Consider the following 19011-nt stretch of genomic DNA (forward strand, 5'->3'; position numbering starts at 1 on the left):
CGAAAGGACCCGACCCCATGGCCACACCCCTTTCCGCCGCCGCGTTCGAGGCGGCCCTGCGCGCCGAAGGCGTCACGCTCAAGAAGCACGGCGCCTGGTCCACCCACAACCGCAACGGCGTCGGCGCCTGGGGCCCGGCGCAGGGCGTCATGCTGCACCACACGGCCGGCTCGAACAGCGTCGCCCTGTGCCGCACCGGCATGACGAACCTCCCCGGCCCCCTGTGCATCGCGGTCATCGCGAAGGACGGCACGGTCCACCTGGTCGGCTACGGCCGCACCAACCACGCCGGCCGCGGCGCGACGGCCACCTACAACGCCGTACGGAACACGACGACGATCCCCTCCCGCCCCGGCGCGGACGCGGTCGACGGCAACGCCCACTTCTACGGCTTCGAGATCGAGAACCTCGGCAACGGCCGCGACCCGTACCCCGACGCCCAGCTGGCGGCCGTGGAGAAGGTAGCGGCGGCGGTGTGCCGCGCCCACGGCTGGAGCGCGGGCCGGGTCATCGGCCACAAGGAGTGGACGACCCGCAAGATCGACCCGACGTTCTCGATGGCGGGCATGCGCACGAGAATCGCGACCCGCCTGGCCGCGCCCCCGACCGGAGGCACCCAGACGAACCCGGCCCCGGTCTCCTACGAACCCTTCCCGGGGGCCGCGTTCTTCACCACCGGCCGCCGCAGCGCGATCGTCACCGCCATGGGCAGGCGGCTGGTCGCCGAGGGCTGCGGCCGGTACGAGGTGGGCCCCGGCCCGTCCTGGACCGGCGCCGACCGCCGCTCGTACGCCGCCTGGCAGCACAAGCTCGGCTACTCCGGCACCGACGCGGACGGCATCCCGGGCGCCACGAGCTGGGCGAAGCTCCGCGTCCCCCGCACCTGAAAGGACCCGTGCACCATGACCGACTCGAACCGCAGAGCACTGCGTACGGCGTTCCAGGCGCTGTTGGCGGTGGCGACCGCCCTGCCCCTGCTGGCCGACACCCCCGGGGTGGCCGAACTCCCCTTCTACGCCACCCTCGTGGCAGCGGCGACGGCACTGAGCCGGCTGATGTCCCTGCCGGCGGTGGAACGCCTGCTCCCCCCGTGGCTCAAGGCCGGGCCGGAAGGGAGCGCCGATGGTGAGCAGTGACGAACGGGCCACGGTCGCCCTGGAGTTGGAACGCCTGCGCCGCGCCGTGGACGTAGGCTTCGCCACCACCCGCGGCGACCTCGCCCTCCTCCTCCAACGAGCCGACCAGACGGACAAAACCCTCTCCGACCACGAGGACCGCCTCGACACCCTGGAACGCTCCCGCTGGCCCCTCCCGTCCCTGGCCGCCCTGACGTCGTGCGCGGCGCTGGCGGTCACTCTCTGGTCGGCGACGACATCGCGTTAGCCGGACTCCCATCAGCCTGAACGAATTCGTGCTACTGGCCATCCTGTGATCAGACGGCTGCACGCGAGGGCTGGCCCCCCGTCCCGCCCAGCTCGAACCACATCAGCTTCCCTCCCCCGGTCCCGAGGCTCCCGCCCTCCATCGGCCAGCACCCCCACCGATCGGCGCACCGCTCGACCAGGAGGAGACCGCGTCCACCCTCGGCGGCCGTCGGGGAGGGGGGCGGGGGTGGGGGCGGGACGTGCGGGCTGGAGTCCCAGACGAAGACCCTCAGCCAGTCGTCTCCGAGCGCGACCAGACGCAGGGAGGACGGCCCGTAGGTGTGCCGGTACGCGTTGGTGACCAGCTCGCAGGTCAACAGCTCGGTGACGTCGAGGAGTTCCCCCATCCCGTGCGTGGTGAGCGCGGCCCGCACGGTCAGCCGGGCGACGCGGGCGGCCCGCGGGTCCCGGGGCAGGCGCAGGACGTAGTCCCAGCACGGCGGCGAAGGGGAGTCGAGCGGCGATACGGTGACCACGGATACCTCCGGGAGGGAGAGGAGTCGGTTCACTCAACGGCCGTGGCCCAGCGGTGGCATGCCTGGGGAGGTGCGCTTCCGGCTTATGGGCGGGGCGAGTTGAGCGGTACGGCTTCACCGTAGCGGAGGCGATGTAAGAATTAACATCGATCGAGCGCCAGAGTTCACAATTACCTCCTGTGGGTGACCACAGAGGCATGGCATAGACGAGAGAGGGCCCAGTGCCGCCCAGCACACCCACCCTGCGCCAGCAGCGCCTGGGTGCCGAACTGCGCAAACTGAGGGAGCACGCGGGGCTGACGTCCAGCGCCGCCGCAGGGCTGCTCGGTGTCAAGCAGGCGCAGATCAGCAGCATCGAGTCCGGCCGCTACGCCGTGAGCGCCGACCGCGTGCGCACCTTCGCCCGCACGTACAGCTGCGCCGACCCGGCACTCGTGGACGCCTTGGCGGCGATGACCGGCGGCCGCACACGCGGCTGGTGGGACGAGTACCGGGAGCACCTGCCGGTCGGCCTGATCGACCTGGCCGAACTGGAGCACTACGCCGCCGAGTTGCGTGTGGCCCTGGTCATTCACATCCCCGCGCTCCTGCAGACCACGGACCATGCCCGCGCCCTCTTCCGAGGGGTGTTCCCTCCCCTGCAGCAGTACGAGATCGAGCACCGGCTCACCCACCGCATCAAGCGGCAGGGCCTCCTCCACCGGGCGGACCCCATTCCGTACACGGCGACGATCCACGAGGCGGCGCTGAGAATGGGGTTCGGCGGCCGAGACGTGGCCGCCAAGCAACTCCGGCACATCGTGGACACGAGCGAACTCGCCCATGTCACCGTCCGGGTCATCCCCTTCGGCAGGGAGAGCTTCCACGGCACCGGCCAGGGCATCGACTACGTGGCGGGAGCGGTACGCCAACTCGACACCGTGCAACTGGACGCACATCACGGCTGCGAGTTCCTCGACGGCGAGGCCCAGTTGAGCAAGTACCGAGCGGTGGTGGATCACATGGAGGTGAGCGCATTGAGCCCCGAAGCATCGCGCGACTTCATCCACCGCATCGCGCACGACCTCTGAGAGGCCCCGGCATGCCCACCATCCACTGGCAGAAGTCCACCTACAGCGGCGACGCCTCCAACTGCGTCAACCTCGCCGCCGCCCCCACCGGACACATACTCCTCCGTGAGAGCGACGAACCCGCCACCACTCTCACCACCACACCGCGCCCCCTCCACTCCCTCATACGCACCCTCAAGAGAGGTCAGCTCGACGACTCCCCTACATAGCTGAGCGTGTCCGTGCCGCCCTCTTCCCAGGTGATGACGACGTCGTTGCCGGAGCGGCGGACCGTGGCGAAGGTGATGTCGTCGTCGCTGACGTCCTTGGAGGCCATGGGGGTGAGGGCCATGCGGAAGTTGTTGTCGTCGCGGTACTTGCCGACGCCGGTCATGATGCCCTTGCCGCCGACCATGTCGATGTACGACAGCGGGTGCTGACCCTTGGCCTCGCCGGCGGTCTGCTCGGCGCCGATCGTCAGGGTGCGGGCCTCGTCGTCCTGCCACTGGCCCTCGACGCCCTTGGCGGGCGCGACGCTCGAACCGCCGTCGTCCAGACCGCCGTCGGGGGTGTCGGTGGCCTCCTCCGTGGCCTCGTCCGACGCTTCCTCGGACGGGCTCCCGGAATCGCTCGCCGACGCCGACACGCTCGGCCCGGGCTTGGCCGTGTCCGAGTCGTCCGAATTACTCGCGAGCAGGAAGACGCCCCCGCCGATCACCGCGAGCGCCGCCACCGCGGCCACGACGATCAGCGCGACTTTGCCTCCGTTACCACCGGAGGGCGGGGGCGGCGGCGGGTAACCCCCGTACTGGGGACCATAGTTGGGCGCGCCAGGAGCCCCCGGCGCACCCGGCGCCCCGTACGGCTGCTGCGGTGCCGTCGCGTACGGGTTCGGCGGCTGGCCGGGGACCTGGCCCGGGGCCGGGGCCGGGTAGGACCCCGGATACGGCCCCGGGTACGGCGGCTGCTGCGGCGGCTGGGCGCCGTACCCGTCGTAGGGCGGCTGGCCGGGAGGCTGAGTCATCGGCGGGTGTCACTCCTTGAGTCGCTTCGGCGAGGCGAGGCGAGACGTGCGCGGGACACCTGCCTCAAGCGAGCCCAACATCCACCACGCACTCAGTCGTACGCAAGTGCGTATCCCGGTTGGTTACCAGGTCAGTACACGACAGCCGTCACCGGACCGATGCCCGACGGCCCGGCCACAGCCGCGGCCTGCGCCGCGCCGCCAGATCCTCCGCCCAGCCGAACGCGACGACGCAGGCGACGACCAGCAGCCAGGTCAGGACCAGCACCGGCCAGACGCTCTCCAGGAGCCAGGGGGTGTTCTGTTCCAGGAACGCCACGTCCCACAGCCGGTCCCACTGGGTCGAGGCGATCACGATGCAGGTGGTGTGCCAGAGATAGATCGTCACCGCACGGGAGTTGAGGAAGGTGATCACCCCGTCGAAGCGCCGCAGCCGGGGCGGCCACTCCGCCCACGACGGGCTGAAGTGCAGCAGCAGCGCCACCACGGCGACGGACCACAGGGACTGGGCGAACGGCATGTCGTCGAGGTCGTGGTCCTGGCCGTAGTCGTGGCGCAGCGCGTACCAGAGGCCGACCAGGGCGATGACCGGGGCCACGGACGGCACGACGTACCTCGGGAGGCGCTGCAGGATGCCCTCCCGGTGGGCCATGCCGAGGATCCAGCAGGCGCCGAAGGTGGTGAAGTCCGTCAGCCCCGAGGCGAGCCGCTCGCCCGGCAGCAGCTCCACCAGGCCCAGCTCGAACAGTCCGGCCAGCGCGAGCGGCGCGAGGACCGTCACCACCGGCAGCTTCCGCAGCGCGCGCAGCAGCAGCGGGGAGAGCACGACGAACCAGATGTACGTGCGGACGTACCAGAGGGGTCCGGCCAGTTGTACGGCCCAGTCGGCGCCGATGAGGCCCTGGACGCCGGGCAGGCCGTCGGCGTACGGCGGTTCGCTGATCGGGAAGATCCAGAACGCGAGGTGGAACCACCACCACAGGGGATGCCAGTACGGGTCCGGGCCCCAGCCCTGGAGCAGCATCCCCGTCACGCCGACGACGCCCAGCAGCCACACCGGCGGCAGCAGCCGGCGCAGCCGGCCCCTGATGACGTCCGCCGCCGGACGCTTGAGCGAGCGCGCCATGAGGTTGCCGCCGAGCGCGAACATCACGCCCATGGACGGGAAGACGAGCGGCAGCCAGCTCCAGCCGGCGAGATGGTAGAGCACCACCCGGAAGATGGCGAGGCCCCGGAGGAGGTCGAAGTACCGGTCCCGGCCCGCGACTTGAGGGGCCGACGGGGTCTGGGGCGCGGAGTCCTGCGTCAGCGTGCTCATCCGACCGGCCTCCGCTCGCCCGACTGCTGCTTGGGCAGTGACGGCTCCTGCGGCGCGCCCGGCAGCCCCACCGCCCCCGTCCGCCGCAGCTTCTGCCAGCGCAGCCGGCCGCCGGTGAGGGCGGTGATCCACGACTGGAGCAGCACGACGTACATGAGCTGGCGGTACAGGATCTGCTGGAGCGGGAGCGAGATCAGATGGGTCATGCGTTCCTTGTCGAGGCGGAACGCCAGTGCCGCGCACACCACTTGGACGGCCAGCACGCCCAGCCAGGCGCCGATCGTCTTCTCGGTCGGCCCGAAGACCAGCCCGTAGAGCAGGAACACGTCGATGAGCGGGGCCAGCAGGGGCGCCACGACCATGAAGAGGGAGACCAGCGGCAGGCCCACACGGCCGAAGCGGCCGGAGGCGCCCCGGTCGAAGAGGGAGCCCCGGTGCTTCCAGATCGCCTGCATCGTGCCGTACGACCAGCGGTAGCGCTGGGACCACAGCTGCTGGACGGATTCCGGGGCCTCGGTCCAGGCGCGCGCGTTCTCGGCGTAGACGACGTGCCAGCCGTCGCGGTGCATGGCCATGGTGATGTCGGTGTCCTCGGCGAGCGTGTCCTCGCTCATCCCCCCGACGCGTTCGAGGGCCGTGCGGCGGAACGCCCCGACCGCGCCGGGGATCGTCGGCATACAGCGCAGGACGTCGTACATCCGGCGGTCGAGGTTGAAGCCCATCACGTACTCGATGTGCTGCCAGGCCCCGATCATGGTGTCCCGGTTGCCGACCTTGGCGTTGCCCGCGACCGCGCCGACACGGGGGTCGGCGAAGGGCTGGACCAGCTCACGGACGGTGGACGGCTCGAAGACCGTGTCGCCGTCCATCATGACGATGATCTCGTGCCGCGCGTTGGCGATGCCCCGGTTGAGGGCGGCGGGCTTGCCCGCGTTGAGCTGCCGTACGACACGGACGCCCGGCAGGTCCTTGCCCAGTTCCTCGACGATGCCCGCCGTGCCGTCGCTGGAGCCGTCGTCGATGACCAGCACCTCGATGGGATGGTCGCTCGCCACCAGCGAACGGACCGTCTTCTCGATGCACTTGGCCTCGTTGTACGCCGGGACGAGCACCGACACCGGTTCGGTGACGGGCCCGTCCGGCCCCCAGCGGAAGCCGCGCCGCCTGACCTTGCGGGCGTGGACGAGCGACAGGACCAGCATCAGACCGAAGCGGGCCAGGACGAGGACACCGACGACCGCGAGGGCGACGACGAGCACGCTCGTCGTCTTCTCGGAGACCTGCACCAGCGTCACCCACACCTTGCCCTTCACCAGGCCGAGGCCGGTGACCCGGGTGTGCGCGCTGGGGGCCTTCAGGGCGCCGGTCAGGGTGTCGAACTTGTAGCCCTTGACCTGGAGCCCGGCGATGTACCGGTCCAGCGCGGCGACGGTCTGCGCGCGGTCGCCGCCGGAGTCGTGCATCAGCACGATCGCGCCCTCACCGCGCTCGGGCGTGGACCGGCGGATGATCTCGTCGACCCCCGGCCGCTTCCAGTCCTGGCTGTCGGTGTCGCTGACGACGGTGATGTAGCCGCGGTTGCCGATGTACTGCGTCACCGGCCAGGTCCGGTTGTCCATGCGCGCCGAGAACGACGAGTACGGCGGCCGGAACAGCGAGGTCCGGATGCCGGCCGCGCCCGCGAGGGCGAGCTGGTTCTGGGACAGCTCCCAGTCGATGCGGTCCTTGGACTGGAGCGAGAGATCAGGGTGGTTGAAGGTGTGCAGGCCGATCTCGTGGCCCTCGTCGACCATCCGCTGGACCAGGTCCGGGTAGCGGGAGGCCATGGTGCCGGTGATGAAGAAGACGGCCTTGGCGTCGTGCTTCTTCAGCATGTCGAGGACCTTGGGGGTCCACTTGGGGTCCGGCCCGTCGTCGAAGGTCAGCACCAGCTCGTAGTCAGGGACGTCGAGGGCGAGCTGCCGCCCGGAGCGGGTGTCGATCACGGGCCCGCCCTTCAGTATCTTCTTCGGCACCCGGTCGTTCGAGACGAGCGGCCCGACCCGGTGGTCCGCGAGGATCTCGCTGTGCACGTATCCGCGCAGCATCAGCATGGCCATCAGGGCGAGCAGCAGCACACAGGGCAGCACCTGGCGCAACGGCACCCGACGCCGTCCGGATCGCTTCTTCGCGCTCTTGCGCGAACGCTTCGCGGAGCCGCCCACCGGACTGCCGGTGGTGTCGCCGGACGGACTGCCGGTGGGGCCACCCTCGGTGGCGGGCGTCGAACGCGGGGTGCGGGTACGGCGGCCGGCGGCGGCACGCGAGGGCGTGCCGCCGCGCTTGGAGCGGGTCATCAGGCGGGGCTCTCCGGGTTCTGCGGGCTCGACGGGCCCGACGGCTCCTGCGCGCTCGGCGAGCCGTCCGGTGTGGACGGCGCGGGCTCGACGGTCTGGACGGGCGCCGGGGACGCCGGTCCGCCGGCGACGTTGTCCGAGCCGCCGGAGCCCGGAGCGGGGCCGGCGGACCCGGTCTCGGAGGGCGTGGGCGAGGCGGGCGGCGAGGCCGAGGGGCTGGGGTCGACCTTCGGCGGCTCGGGCGTCGAGGCGGACGGCTCCGGGTCCTTCACCCCGGTGGTCGGCTTCGGCCCCGGCGTCGCACCGGCGCTGGGCCGGGCCGACGGCTCGGCGCTCGCGGACTTCTCCGGCTGCTTGGCCCGGCCCGAGGAGCCGGTCGGCGACTTGCCGCCGGGCGAGGACGAGGCCCCCGTACGACCCCCGCCCGGACCGGAGTCCGGTACGAAGCCGTCGGCCTCGTCGGTCCGGTCCTCCGACTCGTCCGGCAGCGGAGGCGTGTCCACCTTGCCCGCCGGCTTGTCGTCCTTCTGCATCGGCACCGGCAGCCAGGGCGCGTCCGAGTTGCCGGACACCAGGGTGCCGACGATGACCACGGCGTACGCGGCGCAGGCGGTGCCCACGGCGATACCGAGCTTGCGGTAGAGGTTCCGGCGCCGGCCCGACTCGTCGACGAACACCGGCCCGTCGGAGTCCTGCCCGGCACCGGCCGCGTCGCCGTCCTTGCCGGCGTGCCGGCCCGTTCCCTCGTCCACTTCGCGCCCCACACCGTCGAGTTGCACGGTCACCTCGTGCGGATCGTGATTACGGCCCGGCTGATCGGGCTGCTCCCAGGGCGCCGCCGGAACGGCCCCCGGCTGCCGCGGTACCGCTCCCGTTCTGCCGGCGGCCTCGGGCCAGACCACCTCGCCCCCCATGCCCCTGCCGCCACCACCACGGCCTCGACCGGGGCCTTCACCTTCGCCACCGGTCCGCTGCGACAAGCCTCGCGACCCGAAGCCCTGCGGCTCGAAGCCCTGCGACTCCAAGCCCTGCGGCTCGAAGCCCTGCGACTCCAAGCCCTGCGGGACAGAGCCCTGCGGCTGAATGCCCTCCGGCCGACTGCCGTTGGGCCAGTTCTCGACGTGCACGCACTTCCCCCCACGGGATCGTTCCGGGTGCGTGTTCGATGCCGGGCGGTCGCACTTTCCTGTACCGGACCGGGCCCCCACCCGATCCGGGGCGCTCCGCCCCTCACACGCACCCGGGCCCCGAATGTAGGGGTGGGAGAGATGTCTACGTGTGGGATGTCAGGTGAAGGTCATCATGATGAGTGCATCTCTGGCCGGAATCCACCCGTCCTCCGGATGTGATAGCCATACTTCCGCCTTCGCCAGCTCGACGGCGGCCCGCCGCAACGCGTCGAGTCCGGGATGCCTGAGCCCCTTCCGCCACACCAGCGACACGGGCGACAGCGGGACGGGGTCGACGATCGGCCGCGCCACCGTGCCCGGCATGGCCGGGAAGTCCACCACCGCCAGCACCGGCGACCTGGTCTTCGCCATGATCCGCCGGAACTCCTCCTCCCCCACGGCCAGCGGGGCGGGCGCCGCGACCTCGATCCCCCGCCCCTCGAACAGCCGCGCCGCCAGCTCCGTCCACTCCGGCGTACGGGGGTTCCCGGCGCCCGCGTACACCCGCTCGCCGGCGAGTTCCGCCAGCGGTACGGCGTCCAGCGCGGCCAGCCGGTGGTCCTCGGGCAGGATCACCGTCATCGGCTCGTACCGCACCGGCTGCTGCGCGAGCCCCGCCCGCACCCCGGGTTCGAGCCCCGCGAACCTGCCGAACGACACGTCCAGCCGCCCCGCGAGGATCTCGGCCGCCGCGTACGTCAGCCCGCTCTCGTACCGCGCCATCAGCTCCAGCTCGGGCACGATCTCCCGGGCCCGCCGCAGCACCCGCGCCCCCGTGGCCAGCCCCGGCGAGTTCAGATCCACCAGCAGGGGCCGCGCCTGCCGGAACGCGGCCACCAACTCCTCCTGCGCCTCCAGCACCCGCCGCGCATGGGGCACCAGCCGCTCCCCGTCCCCCGTCAACCCCACCTGCCGGGTGCTCCGCACGAACAGCTCCACCCCCAACTCCCGCTCCAGCCGCCGCACATCCCGGCTCAACGCCTGCTGAGCGACATGAAGCCGAGCGGCGGCCCGAGTGAAGTGCAACTCCTCGGCAACAGCGAGAAACCCCTGAAGCAGCCGCGGATCAACGGCATACGACGCACTGACCATCCGGCGAATTTACAACCGGAGCGCGTGAATGACGACGGAGCAGGTGTTGGACGGTGGATCTTGAGCGCGGCGAGGCTTGAACCATGCCGCTCACAAGAAGCCGCAGGGGCGCAGCCCCTGCTTTCAAGGGGCGCGGGGAACTGCGCGACCAGCCACACTCCACCCGCACCCGCCGACGCACAACCACCCCCAACCCCTACCGCGCCCTGTTCCACCACCCCGGCACCCGCGCCTTCACCGCCGGCGCCCTACTGTCCCGCCTCCCCATGGGAATGTTCGGCATCAGCGCCATCCTGATGATCTCCCGCTCCCGAGACTCCTACGCCCTCGCAGGCGCCGTCGTGGCGACCGGCCTCGCCGCCACCGCCCTCGTCGCCCCCTGGACCGCCCGCCTGGTGGACCGCCACGGCCAGGCCAGGATCGCCGTACCCGCCACCGCCGCCGCCCTCCTCGGCACCCTCTCCCTGATCGCCTGCGTCCACTGGAACGCCCCCGACTGGACCCTGTTCGCCTCCTACGCGGCCACCGCCACGACCCCCAACACCGGCGGTATGGCCCGCGCCCGCTGGGCCCACCTGCTGAAGGACGACCCGGCCGCCCTGCACACCGCCAACTCCTTCGAACAGGCGGTGGACGAGCTCTGCTTCATGCTCGGCCCGGTCGCCGCCGCCTTCCTGTGCACCACCCTGTTCCCCGAGGCCGGCACCCTGATCGGCGGCCTCCTCTGCATGACCGGCGTCCTGGTCCTCGCCGCCCAGCGCGCCACCGAGCCACCGCCCACCGGCCGTACGACCACGAGGTCCCCCCTCCGCAGCCCGGGCCTCCCGCCCCTCCTCACCGTCTTCCTCGCCACCGGCGCGGTCTTCGGCTCCCTGGAGGTCGTCACCGTCGCCTACGCCGACGCCCGGGGCCACGCCTCCGCGGCCGGTGCGATCCTCGGCCTCCAGGCGGCCGGTTCCTGCGCGGCGGGCCTCGCCTACGGCGCGCTCCGGGTGACGGGCCCCGCCGAGCGCCGCTTCCGCCGCTGTCTGGCAGCGATGACCGCCCTGATGACCCTCCCCTGGCTGGCCGCCACCACCACCGGCTCGCTCGTGCTGCTCGCCCCGGCCCTCCTCCTCGCCGGCATGGCCACCGCCCCCACGATGGTCACCGCCATGTCACTGGTCCAACAGCGCACCCCCGAGGGCCAGTTGAACGAGGGCATGACCCTCGCGGTGACCGGCCTCCTCGGCGGGATAGCGGCCGGCTCGGCCCTGGGCGGCTGGGTGGCGGAACACGGCCCGGGATCCAGCGCGACCGCCGGTACCGGCACCACGGGCTTCGCGGTCCCGGTGGCCGCCGCGGCACTCGCACTCCTGATCGCCTCGCTGCCCACCACCCTCCGACACCCACCCGTCCGCCCCGTCGAACACCGCACGAATTCCCGTCCCACCCATTGACGCACCGTCACCTCACCCCTACCTTCCGTCGAAGCGCTTCGACACTCCTCGTCGAAACGATTCGACCGCCGCGGCCGGGAGGACTCCCCCATGAAGTTCACCGACGGCTACTGGCTGCTCCGCGAGGGCGTCACCGCGGCGTATCCGGCCGAGGTCCTCGACGTCACCGCCACGGACGGCGGCACCCTGCGGATCCACGCCCCCACCCGGCCCGTCCGCCACCGCGGCGACCTGCTGAAGGGACCGGTCGTGACGATCGACGCCCACGCCCCGATGCCCGACGTCATCGGCGTCACCTTCACCCACTTCGAGGGCGAACGGCCGCGCGGCCCCCGATTCGAGCTGGCCACCCAGGAGTTCACCCCGCACACCTCCTACGACGACGACCACGCCACCCTCACCGCCGGGGACCTGTCGGTCCGTGTCGCCCGCACCGGCCCCTGGCAGGTCGACTTCCTCGCCCACGGCCGCACCCTCACCTCCAGCGGCCCGAAGTCGATGGGCATCATGCGCGAGGCGTCCGGCGCCCACCACCTCCGCGAACAGCTCGCCCTCGGCGTCGGCACCTCCGTCTACGGCCTCGGCGAACGCTTCGGCCCGCTGGTCAAGAACGGCCAGGTGGTGGACATCTGGAACGCCGACGGCGGCACGGCCACCGAACAGGCCTACAAGAACGTGCCGTTCTATCTCACCGACGCGGGCTACGGCGTCTTCGTCGACCACCCCGGCAAGGTCTCCTTCGAGGTCGGCTCGGAGGCCGTGTCGAAGGTCCAGTTCAGCGCGGAGACCCAGCGGTTGACGTACTACGTCGTCTACGGCCCCACCCCGAAGGAGATCCTCCGCAAGTACACGGCCCTCACCGGCCGCCCGGCGCTGCCGCCCGCCTGGTCGTTCGGCCTGTGGCTGTCGACCTCCTTCACCACCTCCTACGACGAGGAGACGGTGACCTCCTTCATCGAGGGCATGCGGGAACGCCGGCTGCCCCTCTCCGTCTTCCACTTCGACTGCTTCTGGATGCGCGAGTTCCAGTGGTGCGACTTCACCTGGGACGCCCGTGTCTTCCCGGACCCGGAAGGCATGCTGGCCCGCCTCAAACGCCGGGGCCTGCGGATCTCCGTGTGGATCAACCCGTACATCGCCCAGCGCTCCCCGCTCTTCGCGGAGGGGAAGGCCCTCGGTCATCTGCTGCGCCGGCCGGGCGGCGACGTGTGGCAGTGGGACCTGTGGCAGCCCGGTATGGCGCTGGTCGACTTCACCAGCCCGGCGGCCCGCGAGTGGTACGCGTCGAAGCTGGAGGCGCTGCTCGCCCAGGGCGTCGACTGCTTCAAGACCGACTTCGGGGAGCGGGTGCCCCTGGACGTGGCCTGGTCCGACGGCACGGACCCGGAGCGGATGCACAACTACTACACCCACCTCTACAACCGCACGGTCTTCGACGTCCTGCGCAAACACCGGGGCGAGGGCGAGGCGGTGCTCTTCGCCCGCTCGGCGACGGCCGGCGGGCAGCGCTTCCCCGTGCACTGGGGCGGCGACTGCGAGTCGACGTACGAGGCGATGGCCGAGTCGCTGCGCGGCGGGCTCTCCCTGGGGCTGTCGGGCTTCGGGTTCTGGAGCCATGACATCGGCGGCTTCGAGGGCACCCCGACGCCCGCACTCTTCAAACGGTGGATCGCCTTCGGTCTGCTCTCCTCCCACAGCCGCCTGCACGGCTCGTCGTCGTACCGGGTCCCCTGGCTCTTCGACGACGAATCGGTGGACGTCCTGCGGAGGTTCACCCGGCTCAAGCTGAGCCTGATGCCCTACCTGTACGGGGCCGCGCGCACGGCGCACACCGAGGGCGTGCCGGTGATGCGGGCGATGGTGCTGGAGTTCCCGGACGACCCCGGCTGCGCGCATCTGGAACGGCAGTACATGCTCGGCCCGGACCTCCTCGTGGCCCCCGTCCTCAGCGACGAGGGCGACGTCACGTACTACGTCCCCGAGGGAACCTGGACCCGCTTCCCGGACGGCGGCGACGGCAACGGTGACGGGAACGGTGACGGCGGTACGGTCACCGGCCCCCGCTGGGTCCGTGAGCGCCACGACTTCCACAGCGTGCCCCTGCTGGTCCGCCCCGGCGCGGTCGTCCCGGTCGGCGCGGTCACGGACCGCCCGGACTACGACCACGCCGACGACGTCACCCTGCACGCGTACCGCCTCGCCCACGGCGACCGGGTGACGGTACCGGTGGCCGACGTGACCTTCACGGTCGTCCGGGAGGGGAACGTACTGCGGGCCTCGTGCGACGCCCCGAGGGCGCCGTGGGGCCTGGCGGCCGACGGGCGGGAGGTCCGCGCGGCGGCGGGCACGGGCTTTCTCACGATGAACCTGGACGGGGAGTCGGATCCCCCGGGAATGAGGTCGGTGTGACGGTCAAGATCACGGATGTGGCCCGGCACGCGGGTGTCTCCCCGAGCACCGTCTCCTACGCGCTGAGCGGCAAGCGGCCGATCTCGGCGGAGACGCGGGCCCGGGTCGAGGCGTCCATCCGAGAGCTGGGCTACCGTCCGCACGCGGGCGCCCGCGCCCTGGCCGGCCGCAAATCGAACGTGCTGGCGATGGTCGTGCCCTTACGACCGGGCATCGAGGTGCCGGTGGTGATGCAGTTCGCGGTCTCGGCGGTCACCTCGGCCCGTGAACACGACCACGATGTCCTGCTGTTGACGCAGGAGGAGGGCGAGGAGGGGCTGCGGCGGGTGGTCGACTCGGCCCTGGTGGACGCGCTGATCGTGATGGACGTCCAACTCCACGACCCCAGGCTGCCGTTGCTGCGCGCCCTGGACCGGCCCTCGGTGCTGATCGGTTTCCCGGCCGACCCCACCGGTCTGACCTGCATCGACCTGGACTTCAGGACGGCGGGCGAGCTGTGCGTGGAGCATCTCGCCGGTCTGGGCCACCGTGTGGTGGGGCTGATCGGCTCCCCGCCCGAGGTCTACGTCCGCCGGACCTCCTTCGCCCAGCGGGTCGTCCAGGGCTTCACCTCCGCCGCCACCCGCAACGGCATGTCCTCCACGGTCCACCCCTGCGAGGCCACCCCGGCGGCGGCCCGCGCCGTGGCGGAACGCCTGCTGCGCGAACAGCCGGCCCTGACCGGTGTGGTGATCCACAACGAGGCGATCCTGGGCCCCCTGGTCGACGCCTTCGAACAGCTGGGCCTGCGCGTCCCGGCCGACCTCTCCCTCACGGCCCTCTGCCCGGACACCCACGCCACGGGCCTGCGCGTCCCCCTCACCTCGATCGCCATCCCGGCGACGGAGATCGGCGACCAGGCGGTCGCGCTCCTGATGAGGAAACTGGACGGCGCCCCCGTACCCGGGTCCACCCTCCTCCCACCGCGACTGACGGTCCGCGCGAGCACGGCCCGCCGGGCCGCCGGGTGAGACATGACGAAGGCCCCGCTGCCGTACGGCAGCGGGGCCTTCGCCCACATGGGAATTGTGGAGATGGCGGGAATCGAACCCGCGTCCAACGGTGCGGAACCAGGGCTTCTCCGTGTGCAGTTCGCTGTGATTTTCTCAGCCCCGGCGATCACGCGAACAAGTCGCCGACGGGCTCAGTCACTGTTTGATTTCCCTCTTCACCCCGTGACCGGGATCAAGGTTTAGTCCCCTAGCTGATGCCAGGATCCGGGTCGGGAACAGCCCCGGGCTGACACTCCTTAGTGCAGGAGCAGTCTCTTAGCTACCTGAGATCAGGCGGCGAGGGAGAACTGCTGCTGCGGAGAATCGCTCTTGATAGTGGCGATTATTTTTTTCGGCCTGTGGTTTACGAGATCATGGCCGCTTCCTCGACACGCTTCCCCTGCCTCGACATCCGCTGTCGAAACCGATCATCCCCATGTTGTGTTTTCAATCCCTCCGAAGAGGGGGTCGCGCACCCGCTGTGAGGTGCAGAGCCATCGTACGGGACCAACGCGAGCGCATGCCACCGTATTCCTCCCGGCCGGGCCGGAGGTCACGCGCGGCTACGCGCGCTGCTTCCGCTTGGCCGCCGCGATCGCGCGGTCCGACTCCCTCCGGTCCTGCTGCTCCCGCAGCGTCTGCCGCTTGTCGAACTCCTTCTTGCCGCGTGCGAGGGCGATCTCCGCCTTGGCCCGGCCGTCCTTGAAGTACAGGGCGAGGGGCACGATCGTGTGACCCGTCTCCTGCGCCTTGGCCTCCAGCTTGTCGATCTCCTCGCGGTGCAGCAGCAGCTTCCGCTTGCGGCGCGCGGAGTGGTTGGTCCAGCTGCCCTGGTGGTACTCGGGGATGTGGGCGTTGTGCAGCCACGCCTCACCCCGGTCGATCTGGACGAAGCCGTCGGTCAGCGAGGTCCGTCCCTCACGCAGCGACTTGACCTCGGTCCCCATGAGGACGAGCCCGGCCTCAAAGGTGTCGATGATCGCGTAGTCGTGCCGGGCCTTCTTGTTCTGGGCGACGATCTTCTTCCTGCCGCCCTTCTCGCCGTCCCTGGCCTTGGCGGCCGCCCCGCCCTGCTTGGGCTGGGACTCCTTCGGTACGTACATTCCCTTGCTCATAGTGCCGTCCATTTTCGCACTACGGAGGGGGTGCGGGGGAAGCCGATTAACGGGTGCGGCGAAGGGGGCCGGGGCCCGGTCACCGCCCGAGGCCGGTCAGCACCGTCTCGGCCCGGCTCAGGGCGTCCTCGTCGGCTTCGAGGTCGGGGGTGATGCCACGGCCGTCGACGCCCCGGCCGGAGGGGGTGCGGTAGTGGCCGACGGTCAGTTCGGCGACGGAACCGCCGGGCAGCCGGCTCGGCATCTGCACCGAGCCCTTGCCGAAGGTGCGGGAGCCCACGACCACCGCGCGCCCCCGGTCCTGGAGGGCCCCGGTGAGCAGCTCGGCCGCGCTCATCGTGCCGCCGTCGACGAGCGCGACCAGGGGTCTGGTGGTGTCGCCGCCGGGTTCCGCGTGCAGCGCCCGCTGCTCGCCCTTGACGTCGTACGTGGCGACGAGGCCGCCGTCGAGGAAGGCGGAGGCGGCGGTGACGGCCTCGGAGACCAGACCGCCGGAGTTGCCCCGCAGGTCGAGGACGAAGCCGGCGGCGTCGGCGGACTGCTCGACGGCGGCGCGTACGAGATCGCCGGAGCCCTTGGTGAACGCGTCGACCGTGATGACGCCGACCCCGCTCGCGGTACGGCTCACGGTCACGTCCTCGGTGGAGAGGCGGGCCCGGCGCAGGGTCTGGTGCCAGGTCCGGGAGCCGCGGCGCAGCTCCAGCGACACCTTCGTACCGGCGGCCGCGCTCTCGGGGGTGCCGGTGTCCCCGGTGCCCTCGTCGATCGCGTCGCCGCGGAGTAAGGAGACGACCTCGGTGACCGGGCGGCCGTCGACCTTCTCGCCGTCGACACCGACGAGCCGGTCGCCCGCGCGGATCCCGGCACCGGCGGCGGGCGAGCCGTCCTGCACCCGGGTCACCTCGACATGGCCGTCGCGGCGCAGCCGGGCCCAGAGGCCGACGCCGGTGTACTCGCCGTCGAGGGCCTCCTCGAACTGCTCGTACTCGCCCTCGGAGTAGACCGCGCCCCAGCGGTCGCCGCTGCGGCTGACGGCGCGCTCGGCGGCCTCCACGGGGGACTCGCCCTCGGCCATGGCCTCGGCGGCGGCGTCGGCGACGTCCTGTTCCTTGTCGGCTGAGGCGGAGGCAGGGGCGGAGCGGGACGGCTTCGCGGCGGCGGTCGTGCCGCGCGGCGCGTCGAAGGAGCCGGTCGCGGCGCCGGTGGCGAGGACGCTCGCGAAGACCAATGTCAGGGCGGCCCCGCGGCGGATGCGGCGGGGCGGTGAGAACAGGTCGCGGCCTGACATGTCGGCGAGTCTAGGACAACGCGAAGGGCCGTACCGGCCCTTGCCGGTACGGCCCCAGGGGCATGCGTCACACCTTCAGGTACTTGCGCAGCGCGACAAAAGCGGCCAACGCCGGCATCAGGAAGCTCACGGTGAGGATGAGCGGGAGCTTGACGAGGACCGCGTCCCAGCCGACGAAATTGATCAACGGCAGGTTCTGGGACAGCGCTACGCCGTTGTCGATCACGAAGTACTGGCCGAGCGCGAGGAAGGCGCAGGCGATCACCCCGCCGATGACACCGGCGACCGCCGCCTCCATGATGAACGGCGCCTGGATGTAGAAGCCCGAGGCGCCCACCAGCCGCATGATCCCGATCTCACGACGACGGCTGAACGCCGACACACGCACCGTGTTGACGATCAGCAGCAGCGCGACGACGAGCATGACGGCCATCACACCGCGCGCCGCGAGGTTCAGGTACCCGAGGAGCCGGAAGAGGTTGTCCAGGATGCCCTTCTGGTCCTGCACGGACTGCACACCGTCACGCCCGTTGAAGGCGCTCGCGATGACCTGGTACTTCTCCGGGTCCTTCAGCTTGATGCGGTACGACTCCTGCATCTGGTCCGGGGTGAGGCTGCTGGCCAGCGGCGAGTCGCCGAACTGCTCCTTGTAGTGCTTGTACGCCTCGTCCTGGGACTCGTGGGCGACGTTCTCGACGACCGCCATCTTGCCCAGGTCGGACTTGATCTGGTTCTTCTGCTCGGTCGTGACGGCGCCCTTGGCGCAGTTGGGGTCGGACTCCGCGTCGCTCTTGTTGCAGAGGAAGATCGAGACGTTGACCTTGTCGTACCAGTAGCCCTTCATCTGGCTGACCTGGTCGCTCATCAACAGCGATCCGCCGAACAGGGCGAGGGAGAGGGCGACGGAGACGACGACCGCGAAGGTCATCGTGAGGTTGCGGCGGAGACCGACACCGATCTCCGACAGGACGAACTGGGCCTGCATGGCGTCTCGCTGAGCCTTTCGTGGACGGGGGCGGTCAGTGCTGGTAGCCGTAGACGCCGCGTGCCTGGTCGCGGACGAGGCGGCCCTTCTCCAGCTCGATGACGCGCTTGCGCATCTGGTCCACGATGTTCTGGTCGTGGGTCGCCATCACCACGGTGGTGCCCGTCCGGTTGATCCGGTCGAGCAGCTTCATGATGCCGACGGAGGTCTGCGGGTCGAGGTTGCCGGTGGGCTCGTCCGCGATCAGCAGCCTGGGCCGGTTCACGAAGGCCCGCGCGATGGCCACGCGCTGCTGCTCACCACCGGACAGTTCGCCCGGCATGCGCTCCTCCTTGCCGCCGAGGCCGACCAGTTCCAGCACCTGCGGCACGGACTTGCGGATCTCGCCGCGCGACTTGCCGATGACCTCCTGGGCGAAGGCGACGTTCTCGCCGACCGTCTTGTTGGGCAGCAGCCGGAAGTCCTGGAACACCGTCCCGAGCTGGCGGCGCATCTGCGGCACCTTCCAGTTGGACAGACGCGCGAGATCCTTGCCGAGGACGTGCACCTGCCCCTGGCTGCACCGCTCCTCCCGCAGGATCAGCCGCAGAAACGTGGACTTTCCGGAGCCGGAGGACCCCACGAGGAACACGAACTCGCCCTTCTCGACCTCCAGGGACACATCCCTGAGTGCGGGGCGGGTCTGCTTGGGGTAGACCTTGGACACGTTGTCGAATCGGATCACGGATACACCACAAGCCGTCGGGAATGGATGGACGAGACTGTACCGCGCTGCAGGGCCATGGAGCCGTACGAGGCCGCGGTCCGGTGAGGGCGCAGCCCGAACAAGGGGCGCGGGGAACTGCGCGACCAGCCC

18 protein-coding genes and 1 other RNA gene are annotated in these 19011 nt (G+C 70.9%); 8 read left to right on the forward strand and 11 right to left on the reverse strand.

Features of this window, described 5'->3' with window-relative positions; all coding sequences use genetic code 11:
- Positions 1–17: 17 nt before the first annotated feature.
- From ACZ7MG_RS29990 to ACZ7MG_RS30000, 3 genes are read left to right on the forward strand one after another with little or no spacing between them, the layout of a single operon-like run.
- Positions 18–887 carry a peptidoglycan-binding protein gene (locus tag ACZ7MG_RS29990; protein WP_471392985.1) on the forward strand — a complete coding sequence of 290 codons (870 nt, stop codon included), beginning with the start codon at positions 18–20 and terminating at the stop codon, positions 885–887.
- Positions 888–902: 15 nt separating this feature from the next.
- The gene (locus tag ACZ7MG_RS29995) at positions 903–1136 is read left to right on the forward strand and encodes a hypothetical protein (RefSeq protein ID WP_471392983.1); all 234 of its coding nucleotides are present in this window, start codon (positions 903–905) and stop codon (positions 1134–1136) included.
- The gene (locus ACZ7MG_RS30000; RefSeq protein ID WP_471392980.1) at positions 1123–1383 is read left to right on the forward strand and encodes a hypothetical protein; all 261 of its coding nucleotides are present in this window, start codon (positions 1123–1125) and stop codon (positions 1381–1383) included. Before ACZ7MG_RS29995 ends, ACZ7MG_RS30000 begins: the two co-directional genes overlap by 14 nt.
- A 49-nt stretch (positions 1384–1432) precedes the next feature.
- Here ACZ7MG_RS30000 and ACZ7MG_RS30005 read toward each other — a convergent pair whose 3' ends face one another.
- Complete coding sequence (locus ACZ7MG_RS30005) at positions 1433–1900, reverse strand: ATP-binding protein (RefSeq protein WP_471392977.1); 468 nt, start codon at positions 1898–1900, stop codon at positions 1433–1435.
- Positions 1901–2121: 221 nt separating this feature from the next.
- Between ACZ7MG_RS30005 and ACZ7MG_RS30010 the strand changes: the two genes are divergently transcribed.
- On the forward strand, positions 2122–2970 hold the full coding sequence (locus ACZ7MG_RS30010; protein WP_471392974.1) for a helix-turn-helix domain-containing protein: 849 nt from the start codon (positions 2122–2124) through the stop codon (positions 2968–2970).
- 11 nt (positions 2971–2981) lie between these two features.
- Positions 2982–3179, forward strand: coding sequence for a DUF397 domain-containing protein (locus tag ACZ7MG_RS30015; protein ID WP_471392971.1), 198 nt, complete (start codon positions 2982–2984; stop codon positions 3177–3179).
- Here the strand turns inward: ACZ7MG_RS30015 and ACZ7MG_RS30020 are convergent.
- The 5 genes from ACZ7MG_RS30020 to ACZ7MG_RS30040 form a co-directional block, all read right to left on the reverse strand.
- Complete coding sequence (locus ACZ7MG_RS30020; protein WP_471392969.1) at positions 3155–3973, reverse strand: hypothetical protein; 819 nt, start codon at positions 3971–3973, stop codon at positions 3155–3157. The two genes, ACZ7MG_RS30015 and ACZ7MG_RS30020, sit on opposite strands and share 25 nt — an antisense overlap.
- A 148-nt stretch (positions 3974–4121) precedes the next feature.
- Complete coding sequence (locus tag ACZ7MG_RS30025; protein ID WP_471392967.1) at positions 4122–5291, reverse strand: acyltransferase family protein; 1170 nt, start codon at positions 5289–5291, stop codon at positions 4122–4124.
- Positions 5288–7627 carry a glycosyltransferase gene (locus tag ACZ7MG_RS30030; protein WP_471392965.1) on the reverse strand — a complete coding sequence of 780 codons (2340 nt, stop codon included), beginning with the start codon at positions 7625–7627 and terminating at the stop codon, positions 5288–5290. Before ACZ7MG_RS30030 ends, ACZ7MG_RS30025 begins: the two co-directional genes overlap by 4 nt.
- On the reverse strand, positions 7627–8541 hold the full coding sequence (locus tag ACZ7MG_RS30035) for a hypothetical protein (RefSeq protein ID WP_471392962.1): 915 nt from the start codon (positions 8539–8541) through the stop codon (positions 7627–7629). Before ACZ7MG_RS30035 ends, ACZ7MG_RS30030 begins: the two co-directional genes overlap by 1 nt.
- A 372-nt stretch (positions 8542–8913) precedes the next feature.
- Positions 8914–9888 carry a LysR family transcriptional regulator gene (locus ACZ7MG_RS30040; RefSeq protein ID WP_471392960.1) on the reverse strand — a complete coding sequence of 325 codons (975 nt, stop codon included), beginning with the start codon at positions 9886–9888 and terminating at the stop codon, positions 8914–8916.
- 83 nt (positions 9889–9971) lie between these two features.
- Between ACZ7MG_RS30040 and ACZ7MG_RS30045 the strand changes: the two genes are divergently transcribed.
- The 3 genes from ACZ7MG_RS30045 to ACZ7MG_RS30055 all read left to right on the forward strand — a co-directional run bounded on the left by ACZ7MG_RS30045 (position 9972) and on the right by ACZ7MG_RS30055 (position 14746).
- Positions 9972–11327 (forward strand): MFS transporter, encoded by a 1356-nt coding sequence (locus tag ACZ7MG_RS30045; RefSeq protein ID WP_471392957.1) that lies wholly within the window; start codon positions 9972–9974, stop codon positions 11325–11327.
- 90 nt (positions 11328–11417) lie between these two features.
- The gene (gene yicI / locus ACZ7MG_RS30050) at positions 11418–13736 is read left to right on the forward strand and encodes an alpha-xylosidase (RefSeq protein WP_471392955.1); all 2319 of its coding nucleotides are present in this window, start codon (positions 11418–11420) and stop codon (positions 13734–13736) included.
- Positions 13733–14746, forward strand: coding sequence for a LacI family DNA-binding transcriptional regulator (locus ACZ7MG_RS30055; RefSeq protein WP_471392952.1), 1014 nt, complete (start codon positions 13733–13735; stop codon positions 14744–14746). Before yicI ends, ACZ7MG_RS30055 begins: the two co-directional genes overlap by 4 nt.
- 55 nt (positions 14747–14801) lie before the next feature.
- Here ACZ7MG_RS30055 and ssrA read toward each other — a convergent pair.
- From ssrA to ftsE, 5 genes are all read right to left on the reverse strand, one after another.
- Positions 14802–15203: a transfer-messenger RNA gene (gene ssrA, locus ACZ7MG_RS30060) on the reverse strand.
- A 127-nt stretch (positions 15204–15330) separates the two neighbouring features.
- Entirely contained in the window at positions 15331–15870 is a 540-nt protein-coding gene (smpB, locus tag ACZ7MG_RS30065; protein ID WP_471393373.1) for an SsrA-binding protein SmpB, read from the reverse strand.
- A 91-nt stretch (positions 15871–15961) separates the two neighbouring features.
- The gene (locus ACZ7MG_RS30070; RefSeq protein WP_471392949.1) at positions 15962–17170 is read right to left on the reverse strand and encodes a S41 family peptidase; all 1209 of its coding nucleotides are present in this window, start codon (positions 17168–17170) and stop codon (positions 15962–15964) included.
- A 67-nt stretch (positions 17171–17237) separates the two neighbouring features.
- The gene (gene ftsX, locus ACZ7MG_RS30075) at positions 17238–18155 is read right to left on the reverse strand and encodes a permease-like cell division protein FtsX (RefSeq protein ID WP_471392947.1); all 918 of its coding nucleotides are present in this window, start codon (positions 18153–18155) and stop codon (positions 17238–17240) included.
- A 34-nt stretch (positions 18156–18189) separates the two neighbouring features.
- Positions 18190–18879, reverse strand: coding sequence for a cell division ATP-binding protein FtsE (gene ftsE / locus ACZ7MG_RS30080; protein WP_152169312.1), 690 nt, complete (start codon positions 18877–18879; stop codon positions 18190–18192).
- Positions 18880–19011 lie beyond the last annotated feature (132 nt).

This window comes from Streptomyces sp. NPDC107538 (assembly GCF_055657445.1).